Below are 21,040 nucleotides of genomic sequence, written 5' to 3'. Positions count from 1 at the left end.
ATGCCGTTTCCACCACAGTCACATTCTGAGCAGTCGCTGCTGAATCGGCGGCGGTTCTTTGCCACCGGTGCCAGTGGTCTGGGAACGCTGGCCCTGGCTTCACTGCTGAAAGAGGAAGGCCTGCTCGCTTCCGAAAATTCCACACCGCAGGCTCACTTTGCCCCCAAGGCCAAACGCTGCATCTATCTGTTCATGGAAGGAGGACCGAGCCAGATGGATCTGTTCGACCCCAAGCCGAAGCTGAATGAACTCGATGGTCAGCCGATGCCCGATTCGATGCTCAAAGACATTAAGTTTGCTTTCATTCAGAAAGAGGCCGCGCGCCTGATGGGGAGCCCGCGCACGTTCAAGCGTTATGGTGAGTGCGGCATGGAGCTTTCCGATCTGCTGCCCCACCTGAGTACCTGCGTGGACGACATCGCCATGATCCGTTCCATGCACTGTGAGCAGTTCAATCACCTGCCCGGCCAGCTGATGATGCTCACCGGATCCGATCTGCAGGGACGCCCCACACTGGGCTCGTGGCTCAACTATGGACTGGGGAGCGAATCCTCAAACCTGCCAGGCTACGTGGTGCTGGCGACGTTGGGACGCGGCCTGCCGGGTGGTGCCTCAAGCTGGTCCAGCGGTTTTCTCCCGTCGCAATACGCGGGGACACTCTTTCGGAATCAGGGAAGCCCGGTTCTGAATCTGGAGACACCTCAACAGGTTTCTTCCGCCGCACAAATGCGGAGCCTGCAGGCGATCAATGAATTAAACGGTCTGCGGTTCGAGCAGGTGGGGAATCCGGAAATTGCCAGCCGAATCAATGCATATGAGCTCGCATTCCGCATGCAGCAGACCGCGCCGGAACTGCTCGATCTTTCGGGCGAGACGAAAACGACACTCGAAGAATACGGTGTGACCCGTGACGAGGCATCAAAAAGTGGGACCGCCGGTTTCCTCGGTTCTTACGCCCGCAACTGTCTGCTGGCACGGCGGATGGTCGAACGGGGCGTGCGTTTCGTGACGCTGTTCCTCTCCACCTGGGATCATCACAGTTCACTCGACAGCGGGTTGGAGCGTTATACTCAAATTTCCGATCAGCCAGTTGCGGCTCTGCTCAAGGATCTCAAACGCCGTGGCCTGCTGGACGAGACCCTGGTTGTCTGGGGAGGCGAATTCGGCCGCACGCCGTTGGGAGAAAATCGGGTCAATTTCAAGAAAGTCACCGGCCGCGACCATCATCCTTATTCCTTCAGCATGTGGATGGCGGGAGGCGGTATTAAAGGGGGCCAGACAATCGGTGAGACCGACGAAATCGGCTGGGGCGTCGCCAAAGATCCGATCCACGTCCACGACCTGCACGCCACGATTCTACATCTGTTCGGCCTGAATCACGAAGAACTGACTTACCGCTTCCAGGGCCGCGACTTCCGGTTGACCGATGTGGAAGGGACTGTCGTGCAACGATTGCTGGCTTGAGATCTGAACATTGTTCAAGTGAAACAGGCTGTTCAGATCCTGCAATGATGACATCCAATAGAGAAAGCCCCTGTTTTAACTGGTAAAACAGGGGCTTTCTATGTTTGGATCAACAGATTCCTGCTGAAAGTGGGCGATGAGGGACTCGAACCCCCGACCCTCTCGGTGTAAACGAGATGCTCTAGCCAACTGAGCTAATCGCCCGGATTTTCAATATACATCGGAAAATCCGATGTTTTTGTTGCGTCATTCTTAATGACACGCACGTATTATGGCAGGTTCGTAGCGAAATGCAACTCTAGCGTGTAAACTGTTTTAAGCCTTCGCTGACATTGGCCCGAATTTATCCGTTCTGCGGTTTTTTCCTTATCTCGAGAAAGAAGTTCGTTATGTCTCATTGCCTCGTTACCGGTGGGGCCGGCTTTATTGGCAGTCACCTCTGTGAACAATTAATTCAGCAGGGACAACAGGTTACAGCCGTAGATGATCTCTCGACCGGGTTCTTGAAAAACCTGGATGCGATTATCGACCATCCCCAGTTTACCTTCCGGACCGGGTCGATTACCGACCCCGTACTGATGGCAGAAATGGTGCAGGGCGTTGACACAATTTATCACATGGCGGCAGCCGTCGGGGTGAAACTGGTCGCAGATAACCCGGTACGTACGATTGAGACCAATATTTATCCGACTGAAGTGCTGCTGCGACACGCCGTGCAGGGAGGACAGAAATTTTTCCTGGCTTCCACCAGTGAAGTTTACGGCAAAAACCCCAAAGAACGCTGGACTGAAGAAGACGATTTACATTTCGGTCCGACGACACGGCCCCGCTGGGCTTATGGAGCTTCGAAGGCCATCGACGAATTTCTGGCCTTGGCCTATCACCAGAAATACGGGCTGGATGTGCGGATCGGCCGCTTTTTCAATGTGGTGGGTCCCCGACAGGTGGGACAATACGGAATGGTGATTCCCCGCTTCATCGATCAGGCATTGGACGGCGGTCCGGTTGTTGTCTTTGATGATGGATCCCAGATCCGCTGCTTTGGACACGTTTCCGAAATCGTGGACTGCGTGGTCGATCTGACCAATCTGGATTCCGCTTCCGGACAGGTTTATAACATCGGCGGTGATGAGCCGGTTTCGATCAAAGGTCTGGCCGAAGCGATCATCGCTAAGGTTAACCCGAGTGTTAAAGTCGATTACCTGCCTTATAACAAGGCCTATAATGAAGACTTCGAAGATGTCCGCCGCCGGATTCCCGACCTGGGGCGACTGGAGCAGACACTGGGACGCAAACCAAGCGTGAAACTGGATGCGATCCTGGATGACATCATCGCCTTCAAAAAACAGGCCCGCGGCCTGGCCTGAGCGTCAGGAATAACCGTTAAAACTGGAATCATCCGTAGAATTCGAGCGGGAAATCCACTCTGAATTCGATCCCGGCTGCACGCTCTCATCTTGCCCGCGCTCCTGATCCGATGAGTAGTATGGCGAATATTGCAGATATCCTGGCAACGTGCGGTCCAATGGATGGGAGAGATGATGAACGGATTCCAGAAAAAGTTATTTGTATCAGCAGTTCTACTGGGGATTTGGGGAACAGGTCTTTCTGTCCAGAACGCCCAGGCAGGCGGAGGGCGGATGTTTCTCTCGTTTTGTGAACTGTGCCAGGAAACCAGCCGGGGAAAACAGGCCAAAGGCAGTACGTATCCCTGGCCCCTCTATTCTTACCATCAGTACCGGGGTAAGCATTGCAACAACGAATATCAGCCCGGGCTGTATCGACGTTATGAATATGCACGCTACCACGTAAAAAGCCCGCAGCCCTTTCCGGGACAGATCAATCCCTGATCTGAGGTGACAGCGGTCAGGCAACTCGCATTTATTTTCAGTTATATCTCTCCTGCAGTGACGTTTGCAGATGGTTCCCATCATCTCGAACAACACTCGCAGGAGATTGTTTTTTAACGGCCTGTGAAGGTGTGCGGGATTACGCTGAAAACCGTTCCGGGATTGTTGCTCCTGATGCGCGAGGCCGGTTACACTGTATAGATCAGTCACCGTTGATGGAATGGGGGCTGAACCTTGCTGGTAACCCGCCTGATCTCATCCCGCTGGAGTGCTTATGTCTGTCCTGTTCCGGAACTGCTTTCGTTCCACCTGCCTGATTCTGTTTGTCTGCCTGTTTGCATCGCTGGTCTCCGCTGAGACAGCGACGCTGATCTTTAAAAACGGGAAAATCATCACGCTCGACTCCAAATCAAAGATCGCAGCAGCAATTGCCATTCGCGACGGAAAAATCCTGGCGGTAGGCAGTAATGCTGAGATGAAGCCCTTTCAGGGGGAGCAGACGAAGGTGGTCTTCCTGGACGGTAAGACTGTGATTCCCGGATTGATTGAGTCACACGTCCATGCTCTGCGAGCGGCCCGCGGAGAGTTGATTCAACCGTATCAGGAATTGAATTCCGTTGCAGAGATTCAGGCCTGGATCCGGGGAAAAGTCAAAGAGGTGCCCCCGGGACGCTGGATCACCGTTCCCCGCACCGATATTACGCGGCTGAAGGAACGTCGTCGACCCACCCCGGCAGAACTGGATGCGGCCTCTAGTACGCATCCGGTTTATATGAATATCGCCCGTAAGAATGTGTTGAACACCCGCGGGTTCGAATTGATCGGCATTCGCAAAGAGGGAGACACGCTCGCGGGAGCCAAAATCATTTTCGATGAAGCAGGCAAACCTTTAATGATGGAAGGAGGCGGCGGTGCGATCAGCAAACTGATTCCGCGGGAAACCGTTCCTCCCGAAGCGACGCGGGAAGCCTTAAAGAAACTGCATGCGATTTATAATTCAGTCGGGATTACCAGTATCCTGGAGCGGGGCTCGCGCGTCGACGAGTATCGGGAATATGAGTTGTTGAAGGAGCAGAATGAGCTGACCGTGCGGATGACGATGACGATTCGCGAACAGCTGCGCAGTGCCGAAGCGGTGCAGGAGTTCACAAAGAAACTGGGGCTGATTACGGGAGATGGAGACGACTGGGTCCGCGTAGGCCCGCTGAAGATCTCCGTAGATGGCGGGATTCATTGGGGGAGTACCCGGCTTTCTGAACCTTACGGAGAAAAGCGAATCAAGTTTTATGTACTCGAAGATCCCGACTATCGGGGAGACCTGGCTTATTCGCGTGAGCTGATGGCGGAAATCTTTGAAGAGGGACAGAAACTGGGCTGGCAGATGTGTTGTCACGCGACCGGGGACGGGAGTGTGAATGAAATTCTCTCTGCTCTGGAAGAGGTGAATCAGCGGCTGCCCGTCAAGGGGCGTCGGTTCTGTATCACGCATGCCTACTTCCCCTCGAATGAATCAGTCAAGCGTTCGCACAACCTCGGTGTCTGTTACGATACTCAGACCTACCTGTTCTATCGCGACGCCGATGCCATCAATCAGATTTATGGTCCGTCGTGGGTGAACCGTTTCATGGGTCTCAAAATGTTTGTGGATGCCGGTGTGCCTGTGGCGATCAACAGCGATCACATGAACGGCTTTGATCCGGATCATTCGATGAACGCCTTTAATCCGTTCCTGGCGTTGTATATCGCGGTCAGTCGGCGTGATATATATGGGGACGTTTACGGACCTCAGCAGAAACTGAGCCGGGAAGAGGCGCTCCGCTGCATGACCAGCGATGCCGCCTTCATCAGTTTTGAAGAGGATAAAAAGGGGACGCTGGAACCGGACAAGCTGGCTGACCTGGTCGTACTGGATCGGGACTATCTGACCTGTCCTGAGGAAGAGATCAAGCAGATCAAACCCCTGCTGACGGTTCTGGACGGAAAAGTCGTCTACGATGCAGCGCAAGACAGTGGAACCTGATTTGTCAGGGAATGCTCTCTGAAACCGCTACAACGGGTATATTCGTTCTGAGATGTCCCGAGGACTGACTCTAAATCGGGCTGAATCTTCATTTTTCGGATCGAAAAAGCGTTACCCTTGGACAATAATTTTGTCATGAGATATGATGCGATCTCTATTTCAGGAGAGAGACCGTACGTATCGGAATTTGACTTATTTCAGGACTCTGACGGGGTAATTGATTTCTTATGTTGGATTTGCAGTTCATCTGCGAGAATCAGGAAGCGATTCTTGAGAATTGTCGTAATCGGGGAATTGAAGTCGATCTGGCACGGCTGACCGAACTGGATCAGCGTCGCCGGGAGCTGATTGTTCAGGGCGATCAGGTTCGTCAGGAACAGAAATCGGTCTCTTCCCAGATTCCGAAAGCCGCAGACAACGATGAGAAGCAGTCTCTGATTGCCAAGGGCAAAGAGCTCCGCGAGCAGGTTTCTGCCATCGATATCGAACTGCGGGAAGTCGAAACCGAACTGCGAACCGAGCAGGCACGGGTCCCCAACCTGGCCCACCCGGATGTCCCCATTGGGAAAGAGGACAAGGCGAACACCGTTGTGCGGTTATGGGGTGAGAAACCCGCCTTTGACTTTACCCCCCGGGATCACGTAGCCCTGGCGGAAAAACATGATCTGATCGATTTCGAAGCGGGGACGCGGGTAGCGGGCCACGGCTTCTACTACCTGAAAAATGAGGCGGTTCTGCTGGAAATGGCCCTCTGCCAGTATGCCATGCAGAAGCTGGTGCAGGAAGGATTTATTCTGCACAGCACGCCGGACCTGGCGCGGAAAGAGATTCTGGAAGGGATTGGCTTTAATCCCCGCGGCGATGAAACCCAGATTTACTCTGTCGAAAACACCGACCTCAGTCTGGTAGCGACTGCAGAAATTACTCTGGGGGGCTCGCAAAAAGATCAGATTCTGGATCGCGAAACGTTACCCCGCAAAGTTGCCGGGCTGTCACACTGTTTCCGAACTGAAGCGGGCGCACACGGTAAAGCGACACGTGGTATCTATCGCGTGCACCAGTTTACCAAGGTCGAAATGTTTGCTTTCACCGAGCCGACTAATGCAGCTTCTGACGCGATGCATGAAGAGATCGTGCGGATCGAGGAAGAGATCTTCCAGGGACTGGGCCTGCATTATCGCGTGGTCGATACCTGCACCGGCGATCTGGGGGCACCCGCTTATCGTAAATACGACCTGGAGGCCTGGATGCCCGGTCGAGGCGATGCCGGTGACTACGGCGAAGTAACTTCTGCCTCGAACTGTACCGACTATCAGTCTCGCCGACTCGGGACCCGCTGCAAATCCAGTGGCCAGAAAGGGACCGAATTTGTTCACACGCTGAACGGGACCGCGGTCTCAATTGCCCGGGCGATTATCGCGGTGCTGGAAAACAACCAACAGGCAGACGGCTCCGTTCTGATTCCAGAAGTGCTCCGTCCCTGGGTCGGAAAAGAGCGGATCGGTTAAATCTTCCACTTTGGAACAAACGCGGTCAGTTCAGAACTCGTAGTAAAGCAGGGTGGCTTTGCAAACGGACAAGGTCTCCCTGCAGAGGGGCGGACCTGATTTAGATCCTGATTATTACTGGATTTAGACCGATTTCGGGTTTATTTGTCAGGAATACAGGGTAAGTTAGACCGAGTACATGATTCCATCCCCGGACAGGATTATCGTGCTGTCCGAAGCAGTCTGGGTCTGTACAGACCCGCCCCATCTGATCTCGGCGTGTGGTTCGCTGTTTGTTTCTATTCCCGTTTCAGATCCAGAGAATTTACGTGAACGATCAACCAGACAAAGATTTGCTTGAAGACAATACTCCCGCCCCTTCCGAGCACGCTGCTGATCAGAATCAGGGCCCAGAGGATTCGGAAGAAACACCCGCCGGGGAGGCTGGTCAGACTGATGTGGAAAATTCCCAGGATCCTGTGGAAGAAGGTCTGCCCGAGTGGGAACCATTGACCCCGGAACTGGTCGAAGACGAAGCGATCCGGGGCGACTTCATGTTGCGTTGGGCAGCGATTCTGCTTGCCTGTCTGTTTGCAGCGACCTATATCACGGATACCCAGACCCTGGTGCATGTCAAAACGGGACAGTATCTGGCCAGCCACGGCTTCTGGCCACCCGCGAATGATGTTTTCTCCTATACGGCCACTGATCGTCCCTGGCACAACAACGGCTGGTTGTTTGACCTGTCACTCTCCGCCGTCTATGGCGTACTGGGGGGGGCTGGTTTAACGCTCCTGAAAGTCCTGTTAGTCGGAGTGACGTTTTATTTCATTGTCCGGCAGAGTGAGCGGGAGATTTCCACCTGGTGGGGCTCGATACTCGCGGTGCTGGCTCTGATTGCCTGTTTTCCACAACTCACGGTTACGCCGGAGATCATTACGATACTGGGCGTTGTGTTGACCCTGTATTTTCTGTCGGCGTGGCAGAAGCAGAATTCCCCCCGCGCACTCTGGGCTCTGGTCCCGCTGTTTCTTGTCTGGGCCAATATGGATTCCCGTGTGATCTTGGGTATTGCACTGCTGTTGTTATATGCCCTGGGAGAAACCGTGGCAGCGATGCTGGATCGCTCAGTGCTTAATGATGATACCGATTACAAAGCCTTGTGGATGGTGCTGGGAGGCAGCCTCGTTGCGACGCTGTTGAATCCGACCGGCTGGCATTCACTGACGGCAGGTCTGAGCTATTACTCAGTCGATTATCCCATCATGCAGTCCATGTTCCAGGGGCAGTTGCGACCGGAAGAGTTGGGGTATTTCCCGATGACCTCTCCCCAGTTCTGGAGCTCGCTCAATCATTATGCCGTTGCAGCGTTTATTCTGATGCTGCTGACACTGGTGAGTTTCGTGTTGAATCAGTCGCGCATGAGCTGGGGACAGTTGTTTGTCTTTCTGGGCTTCTGCGGATTCTCTGTACTGGCCAGTCACGAACTGGTGGTCACAAGTGTGTTGTGTGCCATCTTTGCGAACCGTAATTTCCAGTTGTGGTATCGCGATAACTTCCGGCAGACATACAGTGTTGAGACGTCGGAGCTGCTGTTTTCACGGGGCGGCCGCGCTCTGACTGTGCTGACGTTTTTCGCCCTGGCTTACCTGGTCGTGTGCGGACGTTTCCAGGGACAGGGAGTTACACGACATGCCATCGGCCTGGGGCTCAGCCCTTCACTGAGTCGGACGATTGACGGCTATCGTACTGCCCTGGAAGAGTCTCTAGATGACCGTCCTTTCCATTTCGTGCTGGAGCAGGGCGACCTGTTGATCTGGCTGGATCAGAAATCCTTCGTCGATAATCGTCTGGCTCTGTTTACTGGAACCGGAGAATCCGACCTGATTGCCTTGCACGACACAACGCGCCGGGCGCTCCGCTCGGAGCGTAAGGAGCAGCAGGGAAGCGGTAAGCCTGAGATCTGGAAAGCCACTTTTAATCATTATCACGTGACACACGTGTTGCCGCGATTGTCGGGAATGAACCCGGACTATCGTACCTTCTTCGATCTGCTGACCACGCCGGACTGGCAATTGACCAGCCTTAATGCGGCGACAGCCGTCTTTTATCGCACCGATACCGAAAATGAAAAGACAGTCGAATTCCTGGCATCCCATAAGCTGAACTTCAAAGAGCTCGCATTTCAGCAACAGAAAGACTTTCCTGAAATTCGCAGTGACTGGGCACGCCCGCAGTCGATTTACAGTCGCTACCTGCTGCCTCAAACAGTCAGTCTGGAGAACGATGTGCAGACCGCACGTCATTATCTGGGGCTCATGTCCCAGGCAGGTGGGAATCATGAATTAACATCCAGCTTTGCAATCCTGGCGATTCAACTGGCCAATCGTGGGTTGATCGAAAATCCAAACAGTGCGGAAGCCTACCGCATCCTGGGAAGTGCCTACAGTTATCTGGCGCGACTGGAAGCACAACTGCTGATTCCCCCCGGCGCCAATGGTCAGCAACGACAACAGGTCGGAATTGACCGCATGCGTTACTTCCAGATCCTGCATGCCTACCACCAGTCATTGATTATTGAACCAGACTTTGCTCCCACTCATATGCTGCTGTTTGAGATCTATTCCAATATGCGGAAAGTCGATCTCGCGCATCGGGAACTGAAAGCCTACCTGGAAATGGTAGAAGGTCAGGAACAGATGGACGATGAAGCCTTTGCCCGTCTGCGTGCCTATTCAGAACACGTTCAGAAACTGCAAGGGCAGATCAATCAGATTTCTGAGGAACTGGCGCAGCTGGAAGAAAAGGGCGGCGATCGGTTACAGCTGGCGAGCCAGGCTTACCAGAACGGATTTGTCCTGCTGGCACAGCAATACCTGGATGACCCGGTCTATGTGAAGCAGAATCCCCTCGCGCAGAATCTGCAGGCGACGATTCTGATGGAAGTCGGTCAGTCTGAAGCAGCCGCGAATCAGGTGTCGCAGTTACAGCGTGATGCACAGAATCAGCCCCAGATTCCCTGGCGGGCCCAAGCCGCATTCACCAGTCTGGGAAATGGAAACTACCGTGGATGCTTTGATCTCTGGCGACAGGAGATTCGAGAGCACGAAGAGGCCCGGATTGCAGGTGTGTTGCAGACACTGCCTCTGGTTCAACCTCCCACCAACAGTTTCTGGCCCACTCAGCATGCGGTCTCGGTAATCAACTATCAGTATGGACTGGCCCAGCAGCAGACGCCGTTGAAGTTGAACATGGCCCGCTGTGAAATTGAAGCGGGGCAACCGGAGCAGGCAAGGGCTTTGTTTGAGGAGATCATTGATGACGCGCCGGACACGCCGTATCGACCGATGATCCGCTTTTACCTGTATCAGCTGACGGGCAAGTTGATTCCGGAACAACCGGAAGCACCTGCGGGGCAGACGGAGCCAGAGGAAGTAGGACTTCCCCTTGTAGCTCCGAAACCCTGAGTCTGATTAAGCCGGCTTCAAGACTTTGATCGTGGTCCCTTTGACCAGGTCTGCGACCTGTTCGCGGTAGGTCAGCATGTGGGGAGCGGCGAGGTGTGCCTTGAGGGCATCGACGCTTTCCCATTTCTCCATGACGGTCACAATCTGACTGCCGTTCTTCACCTGAACCGGGATGTCGGTGTCTTCATCCACTGCTGGTCCGTATTCGATGCAACCATCTTCCGCGTGGACCAGGGGAACCAGCTTGTGGAAGGCTTCCAGGAAGGCGGCCTGTTTGCCTTCCGCGATTTCGATATCTGCGATCACAAAAATCATGTTACTGCTTTCTGGAGGAGTTATTGTTTTCGTAAGCGTTTTGCCAACTGGCTCAGACGTACGATGCGGCGGGAATGCAGGCCGCTGGCGATCTTGTCACCACCTGCAAACGCTTCTACATTGAAGCGATACACCGGACCGTCCTGATAGATGAGCCGTGCGGTGCACTGCACCTGCTCGCCTGGTGGAGTGGGAGCCAGATGCTCGATATCCACATGGGTGCCGACGCTCAAAGAGTCCGGTTCCAGCCAGGGCTCCAGAAATTGTAACGCAGCCTGCTCCAGAAACCAAATCAGCGACGGGGTGGAGAGTACGGAAATTTCTGTATCTCCACCGCCGAAAGTGATCGTCAATTCGGGAGTGACTTCAAAGGTGATCGACTTGCTCTCACCGATTTTGGGACGCTGCCCCTGCATGCTGTTGCCTGTCTTTCTCGATTCTGATTTTCAGTCAGCAGACTACTGCGAGATTTCAATCGGTATGTAATCTGAGATCCGATCATCACTGGTCGAGACACTGATGTAAGAGCGAATGATCTGTTTCGCCAGACTCGATTTGACATCCGGGGTCACCGTCACAGGCAGGGTCACTTTGATCTTGGAGATACCATTGATTTTGGTGGGAATCTCCAGTGTCGCCTGTGAGGAACTGCTGGGATCCGTTTTGGCAGCAGAGGCGTCAATCAGTTTCTGAGGACCTGTGACCTTAAGGATGTAAACATCAGGGCGTCCGACAGTCAGGATGTTGAGATTGATCGAGCCTTCCATTTTGACAGGGATACTCGGGAAGAGAGCTTCCAGGGTAATGGTGCTCTGGCTGTCCTTCAGTCCTTCGTCGTAGGGAACCGTGAAGTAGGTATCCACGGCGGCATACAGCGTTTCGTAGGGTTTGCCCGGTTCGGGACGGGGAATATTGCTGAAGGATTTTCCGCGTCCGTAGAACGAACCTTTGTGGGCTTCAACCATCTTCCCGTCCGGACCTTTTTTGTACAGTCGGTGATCGATACGGCCACTGAAGCCCTTTGTTTTTTTTTCGTCGGAAGGGAAGGTCAGTCGAACCGTTGTGGTCTGGCTCTCACCACTCTCCGGTCTCCACTCGGGAATTTCGAGTTTCCGGAACGTACGGTAGTTGGCCATGATTGGAAAATGATCCTGGGGAACGACACGGGTCAGGCTGCCCAGGCTGGCGGACATGCTGCGTACCTGATTGGACGAGTTGGAGTAGGTAATCAGTTTTTCTGATTCTTTGCCGGAATCGACGGTCGACAGTGAGAGTTCGTCGGACGAGGCACGGAAGCGTTGTGCTTCGATGAGCAGATCGTATTTGGATTCGTTCAACCAGTTACCACTGAAGGTACTCACGAGCACCTCGTGGATGCCTTCTTCCTTGGTGGAGACGGTCAGGGTGGCGTTAGAACGGTCCCCCCCCAACTGCGAGGTCTGTTGAATCACACGGTAGCCGATCTCGTCTCCATCCGGGTTGAATACGCTCACGAGCAGACGACCAGAGCTGTTGGCTTCAAAGCCCAGCATGACGGTCAGACTGCTGTCCCGCCGAGTGACTGCAATCGGGTAGCGGTGATAGGCGCCTGCAGTAATGGTTTTCTGAGGAACGACAAAGGCAGCCTGGCGATCGGAGTCACGCAGGCCCAGTCCGGGCAGGCTGACTTCGGTTTCGAGGTCTGAGAGTTCGATCGGTTTGTGAACCACATCCAGGAAGCTGAATTCCCGTTCGCCATGCTGAGTGACGGTGTAGTAAGCCAGGTAGGTTTTTCCACGCTCCATCAGGTGGCGTTTACGGGTACTGTAGAAAAATGATTTACTGCTGTTGGAAAGAACCAGGGTAATCTGGTTCCCCAGTGCCTCTTCCTTACCGGGCAGGGCAATTGAGAACGGGATTTTTTCTTTGTCTTTTTTGACGTCCAGAGTCACGACGGAACCGTCGGTATCCTGGATTTCAACTTTTTCCAGCTTCACGATGGCGGGCGTGTTCTTCAGTAACAGGCTTCCCTGATCGGAAACTTCCCCGTCAATATTCAAGTCCAGGTCGACCCGCTTGTGAGCGGCGATGTTATTGGCCCGGTCGTACAGACGGTTGAATTTGGAATAATGATTGATACTGAATTCCGCAGACTGTTTCTTGGGATCCAGGGTCTCTTTCGCCAGTCGCAGGAATTCGGTATAGGCTTTATCGATATCGATCAAGCCGGCTCCCTGCTGAGCATAAGTAAATCCAGTCATCCGCTGCGCTGTATTTTCCAGTGCGATACGCATGCTCAACGCAAGCGAAGTCAGGGAATAGCGACTGTCAGATGATTTCTTACGGATAGACTCAATTTTCTTCTGCTGTCGTTCCAGCACCTCTGCATATTCTTTGTCAGCCTTGATCAGAGAGAGCATGGCTGCAGCGGCACCGGCGGCAATGGGAGACGACATACTGGTCCCGTTGAACATGCTGGAACCATCCGAGTTCAACGGTGTCGAAGACAGGGCTGAACCAGGGGCTACGACGTTAGGTCGCATTTCACCTGTGTAGGAAGGTCCTAATGAGGAAAAGTAAAGCAGACCGTGTTCGGGCGCTTTGACACCATCGGCCAGGCGATAATGTTCCATCAGAGTGTTGGCCGACACATGGGCACCCACAAATACAGCAGGGCTGGAGCCTCCCAGACCGTTAATCGTACGATAGCCGGGGCCATCATTTGAGGCGGATACAAAGAAGGTGGTTCCGAATTTCGCCGAGAGGTCCTGCAACAGGATGCTCAAGGGACGCTTCAGATAACCTTCATGACTACCCAGGGAAATGTTGACCACGTCGGGGACATACCCTTGTGGATTAAAGAAGGCCGAGATGATGCCCCGCAGGATTGCCTGGTCGGTACAACTGCGTCCCGAACAGACCTTGATTGCCATCAGTTCTGCTTTTGGGGCGGCTCCTTCAATCTGGAGTCCGCTACCGGCAACGATACCGGCCACATGGGTTCCGTGTGACTGCTGATCGAAGGCCACGGTAATTTCAGTGATCTGCTTTTTGGAATCAGGACGGAATAACAGCGGATAGGCGATCCGTTTCGTACGTGACGGAAATTCCAGCATACTCTGGTAAGGCACTTTCAACCCGTCTTTCTGCATTTTACGGGCGGTGTTGAAATCGATAATTGCTGTTTTTGCTTCTTCCCCAGTGAATTTGCCGTCCATGTCCACGTCGACGAATGCCAGTGCGTACTCTTTGGGTAGGTCATGGATGGTCGGATCCGGCTTACGGGCGACCGCGGGGGCTTCGGGGTCTTTGGCTCGTTTTTCTGCTTCTGCCTTCTTTTCCTCTTCGATTTTTTTCAGGATGGGGTTAGGGATCATTCCGACAACAACCAGCATTTTGTCATCCTTGGTGCCGTTACGGTTGATATCAACCCCTTCACGACCCAGGGTAGTCCAGAGGTCTCCCTGCTGAAAACCGAGCTTCTTTTCATCAATATAACCGAAGAAGACCGTTTCATTTTCTTTGATCAGCTCCGGCAGGGCGACGAATTTACGGTCTGCGATTTCAAATTTGCCATCCAGTTGACGGACGCGGTTCAGGGGAGAACGACCTTCGCGGGTGGCATCATCCCAGAAGATCACGCGATCCTGAAAGACGGGGTGGCTCGTATCGATGCCGGTATCAATGATCGCTACAATCGTACCCTCGCCCAGACCTTTACCGGCGACGCGTTTCCGCAGTGCGGGGACTTTGATGTCGTCCAGCGGGACATAGAGGGAATCGAAGTCGGCTTCAGGGACTTCCTGCAGTTCAGGGACCTTGGGCTGTTCCGACGTTGGTTCCAGTACACCCTGAGGTGTGTTTTTATGAGGCAGAATCTCTTCCATGACTCCTGAGGGGAGCTTCAGAGAATCAATAAACTTCTTGTCGTTCAATTTGCTCGGGGGGAGGTTGACCACCAGGAAGGGGATATCATTGCCGATTCCCAGGTTAGGGTCGTAGACAATTTTTCCACCCGCTTTCTTGACCAGATCTGCGGTGCGTCGGACGTCGTTTACCCGCAGCAATACAGTCAACTCCGGCGAGCAGTCGCAGAGTTCTTCTTTCAGCTGGGCGTCAGCCGGGGCAGCAAACTGGTTGAAACCAGCGGCCATGATGGTCAGGATCAGGGTGTATTTCGACAATCGAGATAAATTGAAAAAGTTCATCCGTCCCTCAAGCTTTCGAGCATCAGGACACTAGGTCCTGTAAAATGATTATGTTTTGGAATTCAGCGGGCAGGTGGGTCGTGTCGAGTTATCGGGCTCCCGGATCACACTTAATTAAGCATGATCGTTAAGCTTTCTCTATAAGACCACACTTTAATATAGGTTACATTTTGTTGAAGTTATTCATATTCTCACATGATAAGAGGTGAATGTGAATACCACAGACCGAGGAAAATGTGATTTAATCATGACTCGCAAAGCACTTAGGGTTAAATTCTGAACTTTATTACCCTGCGGGGGCTTCCCTGAATTCAGATAAATTTGTCAAGAAATAATTGACAAATCGAATCGGGTAAAATACCTTTGATGCATGTTTCAGACTGCCCGCCACGCCCTGATGTTTCTCTGCTGTGCCATTGTTGCACTCGACATCGTATTGTTTCTGGGCGGACCTGCTCTTGTGCAGTCTGAAGGTGAGAATCAGGACTGGTTCTGCTCTGAATTTGAGTTTGAAGAAAACGAAGAATCCGGTGAAGAAGAACCGCTGATCCAGGATGTGGAACTGCTCATTGAAGTTTCCCACTTGTGCTCACCCCTCTTTGATGTTGAATTTCACATCAACGAATCCGATCGAGACGAAACTCATGTTTCGCGGGGGCCGCCAGCGCTTAGCTGAGTTCACGCCTGTTTTTTCGATATTCTCCGTCGCGCTCACTAAAGTTACTCCTGTGTCCCAATGTTGAGTCTGCTGCGCGCAATCAATTCCGTTTTGGTACATAACCAGTCTGGTTGTTGTTCCCGGGATAGAGGATATCTTCAAGTTCACTCCGCCTGAGCTGTAATGATTCAGGTCTATCGGTCATGGATTCATTCAATGTCGCAAAATCAATACGATCAATCCAGGTTCAACCTTAAAAGCTATCTCAACGAATTTAACCCCTGGCATAATATTAAAGTGATGCACACCAACGTCCCCAACGACATTCTGGCGGGGATCACGGTGGCGGTTATCGCGATGCCGCTGGCGCTGGCGTTCGGGGTCGCTTCCGGGCTGGGCGCGGAAGCCGGGATGTGGGCCGCAATCTGCGGCGGGATTCTGGTCGGTATCTTCGGTGGATCCAACACCGGAGTCAGTGGTCCAACGGGGCCCAAAGTCGTTCAGCTGGCTGCGATTATCGCGGCAACCAAACTGGCCAGTGGAGAACCCGATATTGTCTTTGCGATGTCAATGGTCTTTCTGAGCGGTCTGATTTGTGTTGCTCTGGCATTGATGAAGATTGGACGGTTTATTTATTACACTCCTTATTCGGTTGTCTCCGGATTCATGTGCGGGATCGGCGTGATCATCATCCTGCTTGAGATTCCACCCATGCTCGGTTTTGCTACTCCCAATTCCGTGATGAGTGCCATCAAACAGATTCCGTATGACATCATGCACGAAAAGCCGCATGCCCTGATTGTGTCCCTGGCGACATTTGCGACGATTCTCATCTGGCCGCGACTGACTAAGAAACAGTGGCTGCCTGCCCCGTTGATGGGGCTGATCGTGGGAACCAGCCTTGCGCATCTGCTGCAATTCAAGGACATAGAATATATCGCTTCGATGCCGGTAGGCGTGCCTCATCTCTACTGGCCCGATTTCTCCCGTTTTGGTGATATGGTCGGCGGCGCGTTCGCTCTGGCCGGACTGTGTATTTTTGACTCGCTGCTGACCTGTCTGGTGGCAGATAATATGACCAACGAACGGCATAACAGCGACCGGGAAATCTTCGGTCAGGGAATTGCCAACATGGGCTGCGGGATTGTCGGGGGCGTGACCACTGCAACCGCTACCATGCGGACCGTGGCGAATATCAAGTGTGGCGGAAAGACCGGCCTGGCTTCGATCACGCATGGCCTGGTGCTGCTGGCACTCATGCTCGGGCTGGCGCCTTATGCCAGTTACATCCCCATGGCCTGTCTGGCAGGAATCCTGTTGAAAGTCGGCATGGATATTATTGACTACCGGGTGCTGCCGGTCCTGCATCGTATGCCGTTTACGGATTCGATCTGCTTCTGGGCAGTTTTGATTCTGACGATCTCGGTCGACCTGCTCGTGGCGATGGGAGTCGGTATTACGATCGCTTTTGTGCGGATTGTGCAGGAACTGGGGCAAGCATATGAGCAGAATGTGGTCAATCTGAATGAAATCAGCCGGCCACTGCCCGCTGATGTCTCCATGCCGGAGGACCTCAAAGAAAAAGTTCTCAAACTGCGACTGGATGGTCCGCTGTTCTTTGGTGTTTCTGATACAATCTACCGGACTTCCTCAGCGCTGGTCGATTACAAGTATCTGATCGTCCGCATGGCACGGGTGCCCATGGTGGATATGTCGGGGGCGTATCTCCTGGAAGATATCATCGACAAAGCGCATGACCAGGGGGCAACCGTGTTCTTTACCGGTTTACGCCCCCAGGTGGAGCGAACCTTGAACCGCTTGAAGGTCATCGAAAAGGTGTCTGAAGAGAACTGCCTGGCGACCTTCAATGACGCCATTCTGCGGATTCAGGAACTGGAAAGCCGGCAGTCGAACACAGAACATCAGCTTGAGTACGAAGACGTAAGCAGGGTTTAATGCGAATACTGGCAATCAATGCGTATCATGGTGGGAGTCATCGTGATTTCCTGCAGCATTGGGTCTCGCATAGTTGCCATGAATTCACTGTCCTGACATTACCTCCGCGGCACTGGAAGTGGAGAATGCAGCACGCTGCTTTAACCCTCGCTACCGAGGTTGAGCAGCGCTTCGCATCCGGCGCCCGCTGGGATGTGCTGTTTGTGACCGACATGTTCGATCTGACGACGTTTCTGGGGCTGGTCCGTAAAGAGATTACGGACTTGCCCCGCATCGTCTATTTTCATGAGAACCAGTGGACGTATCCGGTTCCTGAAAACGAAGTTCGTGATCTGACCTACGGATTTATCAATCTGAAATCCGCTATTTCCGCGGACGCACTCTGGTTCAATTCCGATTTTCATCGACGGGAGTTTTTTCAGGGTTCCGCTGAGTTCCTGCAACATATGCCGGACTATGCTTCGGTAGACGTGCTGAAACCACTGCAGCAAAAGTCGTCCGTGCGACCTCCGGGAATCTCATCGCTGACAGAAAATACCCGGAAACGAAAGTCTGGTTTGCTTCAGATTCTGTGGGTGGCCCGCTGGGAATATGATAAGAATCCGGAGCAGTTCTGTGACGCGATAACGCAACTGGATGCGCATGGTGTTGATTTCCGACTGAGCGTACTGGGCCAGTCCACTCCGGAAATCCCCGACTGCTTTCTGGAATTGAAATCACAATTTGCAGACCGGATCGATCATTGGGGCTTTCTCGAAACTCGATCCGACTATCAGCGTGCCCTGCAGGCGTCGGATATTGTGATCTCAACCGCCTGGCATGAATTCTTCGGGATTTCGATCCTGGAAGCGGTCGAAGCCGGTTGTCTGCCTGTGCTGCCGGACCGTCTCTCTTACCCTGAGATATTTGCTGAGGCTCCCGAATGTTTCTATGACGGTTCGACTGCAGTTCTGGTTGAGAAGGTCGTGGAGTATTCACAACTGCTGCAATCGGACCTGGTAAACACAGACATGTGGGAGCGGCTGAAAAAAATCTGTCTTCGCTATCATTGGGAGCCCGTTGCCCGGACGCTGGATGAAAGTGTTGCCGAGTGCTGTCGCAGGCCTCGTCTCTGAATCACATCTGAAGTCATAACCGGTATAAACCCGCTTCAAAATTGTGCTGATATGTATAACTGGTAGCCGTTCCAGAGGACTGTAACGGTTATAACAATCGGAGCCAGAATACCGGTTACGCGAGATGCATGAAATCAGGCTTGATGAGTAAATTGGGCCCTGTTTTATAGTACTGACAGAGAGTCATGCACTTGAATCAATCCAGCGTTTTTCGCTGTAAATTGAAAACTTTTTTATTGTGTTTGGGATACTGCTCTGGCAAAGTAATACCTGTCAGTGACCGCGTGATTCTGATTTCATGACGGTCTCACCAACTTTGATTAAAGACTGTATGAAGCATCTGAGATCTACCCACTTTTGCCAAGCGATTATCATCATGCTTACAATTTCAAAAGACATCCTGCCACAGACTTTTCTGAGCTACATCGCCTTCCGGATTGCATTCATGGACACTCTGGAACGCATTGCTCTGGCAAAGCAGGTTGGAGACGATCCGTTCGAATCATTCGGATATCTGACTGAGGTCCCGTTCCTGAGAAGTGTGCCGCCACACGTGCAACTGGATCTGCTGTCAGTCACCTGGGCCAAGCATCTGGCCAGTGAAAACGTGGAAGGCGACCTCGTTGATGAAAGCGTTGTATACGCAGTCTGTGAAACGGCTGCCCGCATCATCGACGAACAACCTGACGAAGCACGTCGTTACCTTGAGGGGGGACCACTTGACGTGCATATCGCCATTGATCATTTCCTTTCATCGGAAGTTCGCAATCTGCACCTGAATCTGTCTAACGAAGGCGATTTTCTGCTGATCAGCCAGTTCCAGGACATGTCTCCTGAAGAGGCTCTGCCGATGAAAGAAGAATTTGGGATTCAGGAAGAAGAAATTGAACCCATGTTCGACGTGTTGATGCAATGGTACATGTCGGTTGACTTCATGCCCAACCTGGAAGGGTTGCTGCAGGAACGGGAAGTCGCCCGGGCGATCACAATCGTCGGTCTGAAACAGCAGCCACTGTGCTGAATCAGCACGGTCCGGCTTTGACTGACGAGATGCAACGAGGGGGATCAGGAACGGTTGTTATCATCCGTTCCTGATTTTTTTTCGCGCCGTTCCTTGAAGACCTCCAGCCGCTTGCGGATTGTGGCTTCAAAGCCGCGCTCGACGGGGCGATAGTATTCGCGTTCCACGCCCAGGTAATCCTGGTCGACCCAGCCCTCTTCTGAAGCATGGGCGTACTGGTAACCTTCGCCGTGTCCCAGTTGACTGGCCCCGCGGTAATGCGTGTCTTTCAAATGCACGGGGACAGGCAGCAGGGACTTGTTTCGCACATCAGAGAGTGCTTCATCAATGGCGACATAGGAAGCATTCGATTTCGGTGCAGTGGCAATATAGGTCACCGCCTGTGCCAGCAGGATCCGACCTTCGGGCATGCCGATCTTCTCGACCGCCGCAAAGGCGGAATTCGCGATCAGGAGTGCCATCGGGTCTGCATTGCCTACGTCTTCCGAGGCAGCGATCACGATGCGGCGGGCCAGGAAACGCGGGTCTTCGCCCGCTTCAATCATACGGGCCAGCCAGTACAGGGCGGCGTCCGGATCACTGCCGCGCATACTTTTAATCAAGGCAGAAGCGGAATCATAGTGAGCATCGCCATCCTGGTCGTATTGAATCGCTTTTTTCTGAATCGATTCCTGGGCGACTTCCAGATCGAATACTCGATCCTGACCGTAGAGGGAGAGGACCCCGATTTCCAGTGCATTCAGAGAGCGTCGGGCATCTCCATCGCAGACTTCAATCAGAAAGTCGAGAGCCTCGGCTTCGACTTCAACGCTGTAGCGGGCCAGTCCCCGTTTTTCATCCTGCAGGGCCCGGTGCATCAGCGTACGGATTTCGTCTGCTGTCAGTGCCTGGAATTCAAAGATCTGACTGCGACTGATGAGAGCCGAGACGAGCGAGAAAAACGGGTTCGAAGTCGTCGCACCGATCAGGGAGACAACCCCCGATTCCACATCCGGTAACAAGACGTCCTGCTGAACTTTGCTGAAGTGATGTAGCTCATCAATGAAGAGAATGGTCTGCTTGCCCCCCGAGGCCAGTTCATCGCGGGCCCGGTCCAGGGCGGCCCGGACTTCCTTGATGCCAGCAGAGGCGGCATTCAGTGCTTCAAAGCGGCGGTTGGATTGACGGGCAATTAATTCTGCGAGAGAGGTTTTACCGGTGCCGGGGGAGCCGAAGAAGATGAGCGAGCCAATCCGGTCGGCGGCGAGGATGCGTCGCAGAAGTTTTCCCTCGCCCAGAAAATGCTGCTGTCCGACAAACTCTTCCAGGGAGCGCGGACGCATGCGGGCTGCCAGCGGTTTCGCCTTTTCGAGGTGCTGCGATTCCTGCTGATCGAACAAGCCCATGTAAAAAACCTCCGCCAAGTGATTCGTTCGCGGGTGTTATTAGAACCCGTGATTGCAAAGTGGGAACCTGATAACTCGGGTTGTGTGAGCCGGATATACCGGATTTACACGCGGC

14 protein-coding genes and 1 tRNA gene are annotated in these 21,040 nt (G+C 53.2%); 10 read left to right on the top strand and 5 right to left on the bottom strand.

Features of this window, described 5'->3' with window-relative positions; genetic code table 11:
* Positions 1-1,464 (top strand): DUF1501 domain-containing protein, encoded by a 1,464-nt coding sequence (locus RID21_RS20290; protein ID WP_350192011.1) that lies wholly within the window; start codon positions 1-3, stop codon positions 1,462-1,464.
* A gap of 130 nt (positions 1,465-1,594) precedes the next feature.
* On the opposite strand, the gene RID21_RS20285 is transcribed toward RID21_RS20290, so the two are convergent.
* A tRNA-Val gene (locus RID21_RS20285) sits at positions 1,595-1,668 on the bottom strand.
* Between the two features lie 185 nt (positions 1,669-1,853).
* Between RID21_RS20285 and RID21_RS20280 the strand changes: the two genes are divergently transcribed.
* The 5 genes from RID21_RS20280 to RID21_RS20260 all read left to right on the top strand — a co-directional run bounded on the left by RID21_RS20280 (position 1,854) and on the right by RID21_RS20260 (position 10,288).
* Positions 1,854-2,831 (top strand): NAD-dependent epimerase/dehydratase family protein, encoded by a 978-nt coding sequence (locus RID21_RS20280; protein ID WP_350192009.1) that lies wholly within the window; start codon positions 1,854-1,856, stop codon positions 2,829-2,831.
* A 273-nt stretch (positions 2,832-3,104) separates the two neighbouring features.
* Positions 3,105-3,314, top strand: a complete 210-nt coding sequence (locus tag RID21_RS20275) for a hypothetical protein (protein WP_145043124.1) — start codon at positions 3,105-3,107, stop codon at positions 3,312-3,314.
* A 274-nt stretch (positions 3,315-3,588) separates the two neighbouring features.
* On the top strand, positions 3,589-5,334 hold the full coding sequence (locus RID21_RS20270; RefSeq protein WP_350192007.1) for an amidohydrolase: 1,746 nt from the start codon (positions 3,589-3,591) through the stop codon (positions 5,332-5,334).
* Positions 5,335-5,561: 227 nt separating this feature from the next.
* Positions 5,562-6,842, top strand: a complete 1,281-nt coding sequence (serS, locus tag RID21_RS20265) for a serine--tRNA ligase (protein ID WP_350192005.1) — start codon at positions 5,562-5,564, stop codon at positions 6,840-6,842.
* Between the two features lie 308 nt (positions 6,843-7,150).
* The gene (locus RID21_RS20260; RefSeq protein WP_350192003.1) at positions 7,151-10,288 is read left to right on the top strand and encodes a tetratricopeptide repeat protein; all 3,138 of its coding nucleotides are present in this window, start codon (positions 7,151-7,153) and stop codon (positions 10,286-10,288) included.
* Between the two features lie 6 nt (positions 10,289-10,294).
* Here RID21_RS20260 and RID21_RS20255 read toward each other — a convergent pair whose 3' ends face one another.
* From RID21_RS20255 to RID21_RS20245, 3 genes are read right to left on the bottom strand one after another with little or no spacing between them, the layout of a single operon-like run.
* Positions 10,295-10,603 carry a putative quinol monooxygenase gene (locus RID21_RS20255; RefSeq protein ID WP_155365763.1) on the bottom strand — a complete coding sequence of 103 codons (309 nt, stop codon included), beginning with the start codon at positions 10,601-10,603 and terminating at the stop codon, positions 10,295-10,297.
* Between the two features lie 20 nt (positions 10,604-10,623).
* A complete protein-coding gene (locus RID21_RS20250) occupies positions 10,624-11,019 on the bottom strand; it encodes a thioesterase family protein (protein ID WP_350192001.1) in 396 nt (131 codons plus the stop codon).
* A 42-nt stretch (positions 11,020-11,061) separates the two neighbouring features.
* Entirely contained in the window at positions 11,062-14,790 is a 3,729-nt protein-coding gene (locus RID21_RS20245; RefSeq protein WP_350191999.1) for a S8 family serine peptidase, read from the bottom strand.
* A 370-nt stretch (positions 14,791-15,160) separates the two neighbouring features.
* Between RID21_RS20245 and RID21_RS20240 the strand changes: the two genes are divergently transcribed.
* The 4 genes from RID21_RS20240 (at position 15,161) to RID21_RS20225 (ending at position 19,540) form a co-directional block, all read left to right on the top strand.
* Positions 15,161-15,466: a hypothetical protein gene (locus RID21_RS20240; RefSeq protein WP_350191997.1), complete on the top strand. Its 306-nt coding sequence runs from the start codon at positions 15,161-15,163 to the stop codon at positions 15,464-15,466.
* A 198-nt stretch (positions 15,467-15,664) separates the two neighbouring features.
* Positions 15,665-17,404 carry a SulP family inorganic anion transporter gene (locus RID21_RS20235; protein WP_350191995.1) on the top strand — a complete coding sequence of 580 codons (1,740 nt, stop codon included), beginning with the start codon at positions 15,665-15,667 and terminating at the stop codon, positions 17,402-17,404.
* Positions 17,404-18,519, top strand: coding sequence for a tRNA-queuosine alpha-mannosyltransferase domain-containing protein (locus tag RID21_RS20230; RefSeq protein ID WP_350191993.1), 1,116 nt, complete (start codon positions 17,404-17,406; stop codon positions 18,517-18,519). Before RID21_RS20235 ends, RID21_RS20230 begins: the two co-directional genes overlap by 1 nt.
* A gap of 376 nt (positions 18,520-18,895) precedes the next feature.
* Positions 18,896-19,540 (top strand): hypothetical protein, encoded by a 645-nt coding sequence (locus RID21_RS20225; RefSeq protein ID WP_145043104.1) that lies wholly within the window; start codon positions 18,896-18,898, stop codon positions 19,538-19,540.
* 44 nt (positions 19,541-19,584) lie between these two features.
* On the opposite strand, the gene RID21_RS20220 is transcribed toward RID21_RS20225, so the two are convergent.
* Positions 19,585-20,925 carry a replication-associated recombination protein A gene (locus RID21_RS20220; protein WP_350191991.1) on the bottom strand — a complete coding sequence of 447 codons (1,341 nt, stop codon included), beginning with the start codon at positions 20,923-20,925 and terminating at the stop codon, positions 19,585-19,587.
* Positions 20,926-21,040 lie beyond the last annotated feature (115 nt).

Origin of the sequence: Gimesia sp. (genome assembly GCF_040219335.1) — a bacterium.
Taxonomy (GTDB): domain Bacteria; phylum Planctomycetota; class Planctomycetia; order Planctomycetales; family Planctomycetaceae; genus Gimesia.
The sequence above is the reverse complement of the archived record's forward strand: the minus strand, read 5'-3'. Positions and strand labels throughout refer to the sequence as shown.

Bases quoted from the DNA above. Each gene is read 5' to 3' on its own strand.
- RID21_RS20290 (WP_350192011.1), top strand. From the start codon at position 1: ATGCCGTTTCCACCACAGTCACATTCTGAGCAGTCGCTGCTGAATCGG.
- RID21_RS20280 (WP_350192009.1), top strand. From the start codon at position 1,854: ATGTCTCATTGCCTCGTTACCGGTGGGGCCGGCTTTATTGGCAGTCAC.
- RID21_RS20275 (WP_145043124.1), top strand. From the start codon at position 3,105: ATGTTTCTCTCGTTTTGTGAACTGTGCCAGGAAACCAGCCGGGGAAAA.
- RID21_RS20270 (WP_350192007.1), top strand. From the start codon at position 3,589: ATGTCTGTCCTGTTCCGGAACTGCTTTCGTTCCACCTGCCTGATTCTG.
- serS (WP_350192005.1), top strand. From the start codon at position 5,562: ATGTTGGATTTGCAGTTCATCTGCGAGAATCAGGAAGCGATTCTTGAG.
- RID21_RS20255 (WP_155365763.1), bottom strand. From the start codon at position 10,603: ATGATTTTTGTGATCGCAGATATCGAAATCGCGGAAGGCAAACAGGCC.
- RID21_RS20250 (WP_350192001.1), bottom strand. From the start codon at position 11,019: ATGCAGGGGCAGCGTCCCAAAATCGGTGAGAGCAAGTCGATCACCTTT.
- RID21_RS20245 (WP_350191999.1), bottom strand. From the start codon at position 14,790: ATGAACTTTTTCAATTTATCTCGATTGTCGAAATACACCCTGATCCTG.
- RID21_RS20240 (WP_350191997.1), top strand. From the start codon at position 15,161: ATGTTTCAGACTGCCCGCCACGCCCTGATGTTTCTCTGCTGTGCCATT.
- RID21_RS20235 (WP_350191995.1), top strand. From the start codon at position 15,665: ATGTCGCAAAATCAATACGATCAATCCAGGTTCAACCTTAAAAGCTAT.
- RID21_RS20230 (WP_350191993.1), top strand. From the start codon at position 17,404: ATGCGAATACTGGCAATCAATGCGTATCATGGTGGGAGTCATCGTGAT.
- RID21_RS20225 (WP_145043104.1), top strand. From the start codon at position 18,896: ATGCTTACAATTTCAAAAGACATCCTGCCACAGACTTTTCTGAGCTAC.
- RID21_RS20220 (WP_350191991.1), bottom strand. From the start codon at position 20,925: ATGGGCTTGTTCGATCAGCAGGAATCGCAGCACCTCGAAAAGGCGAAA.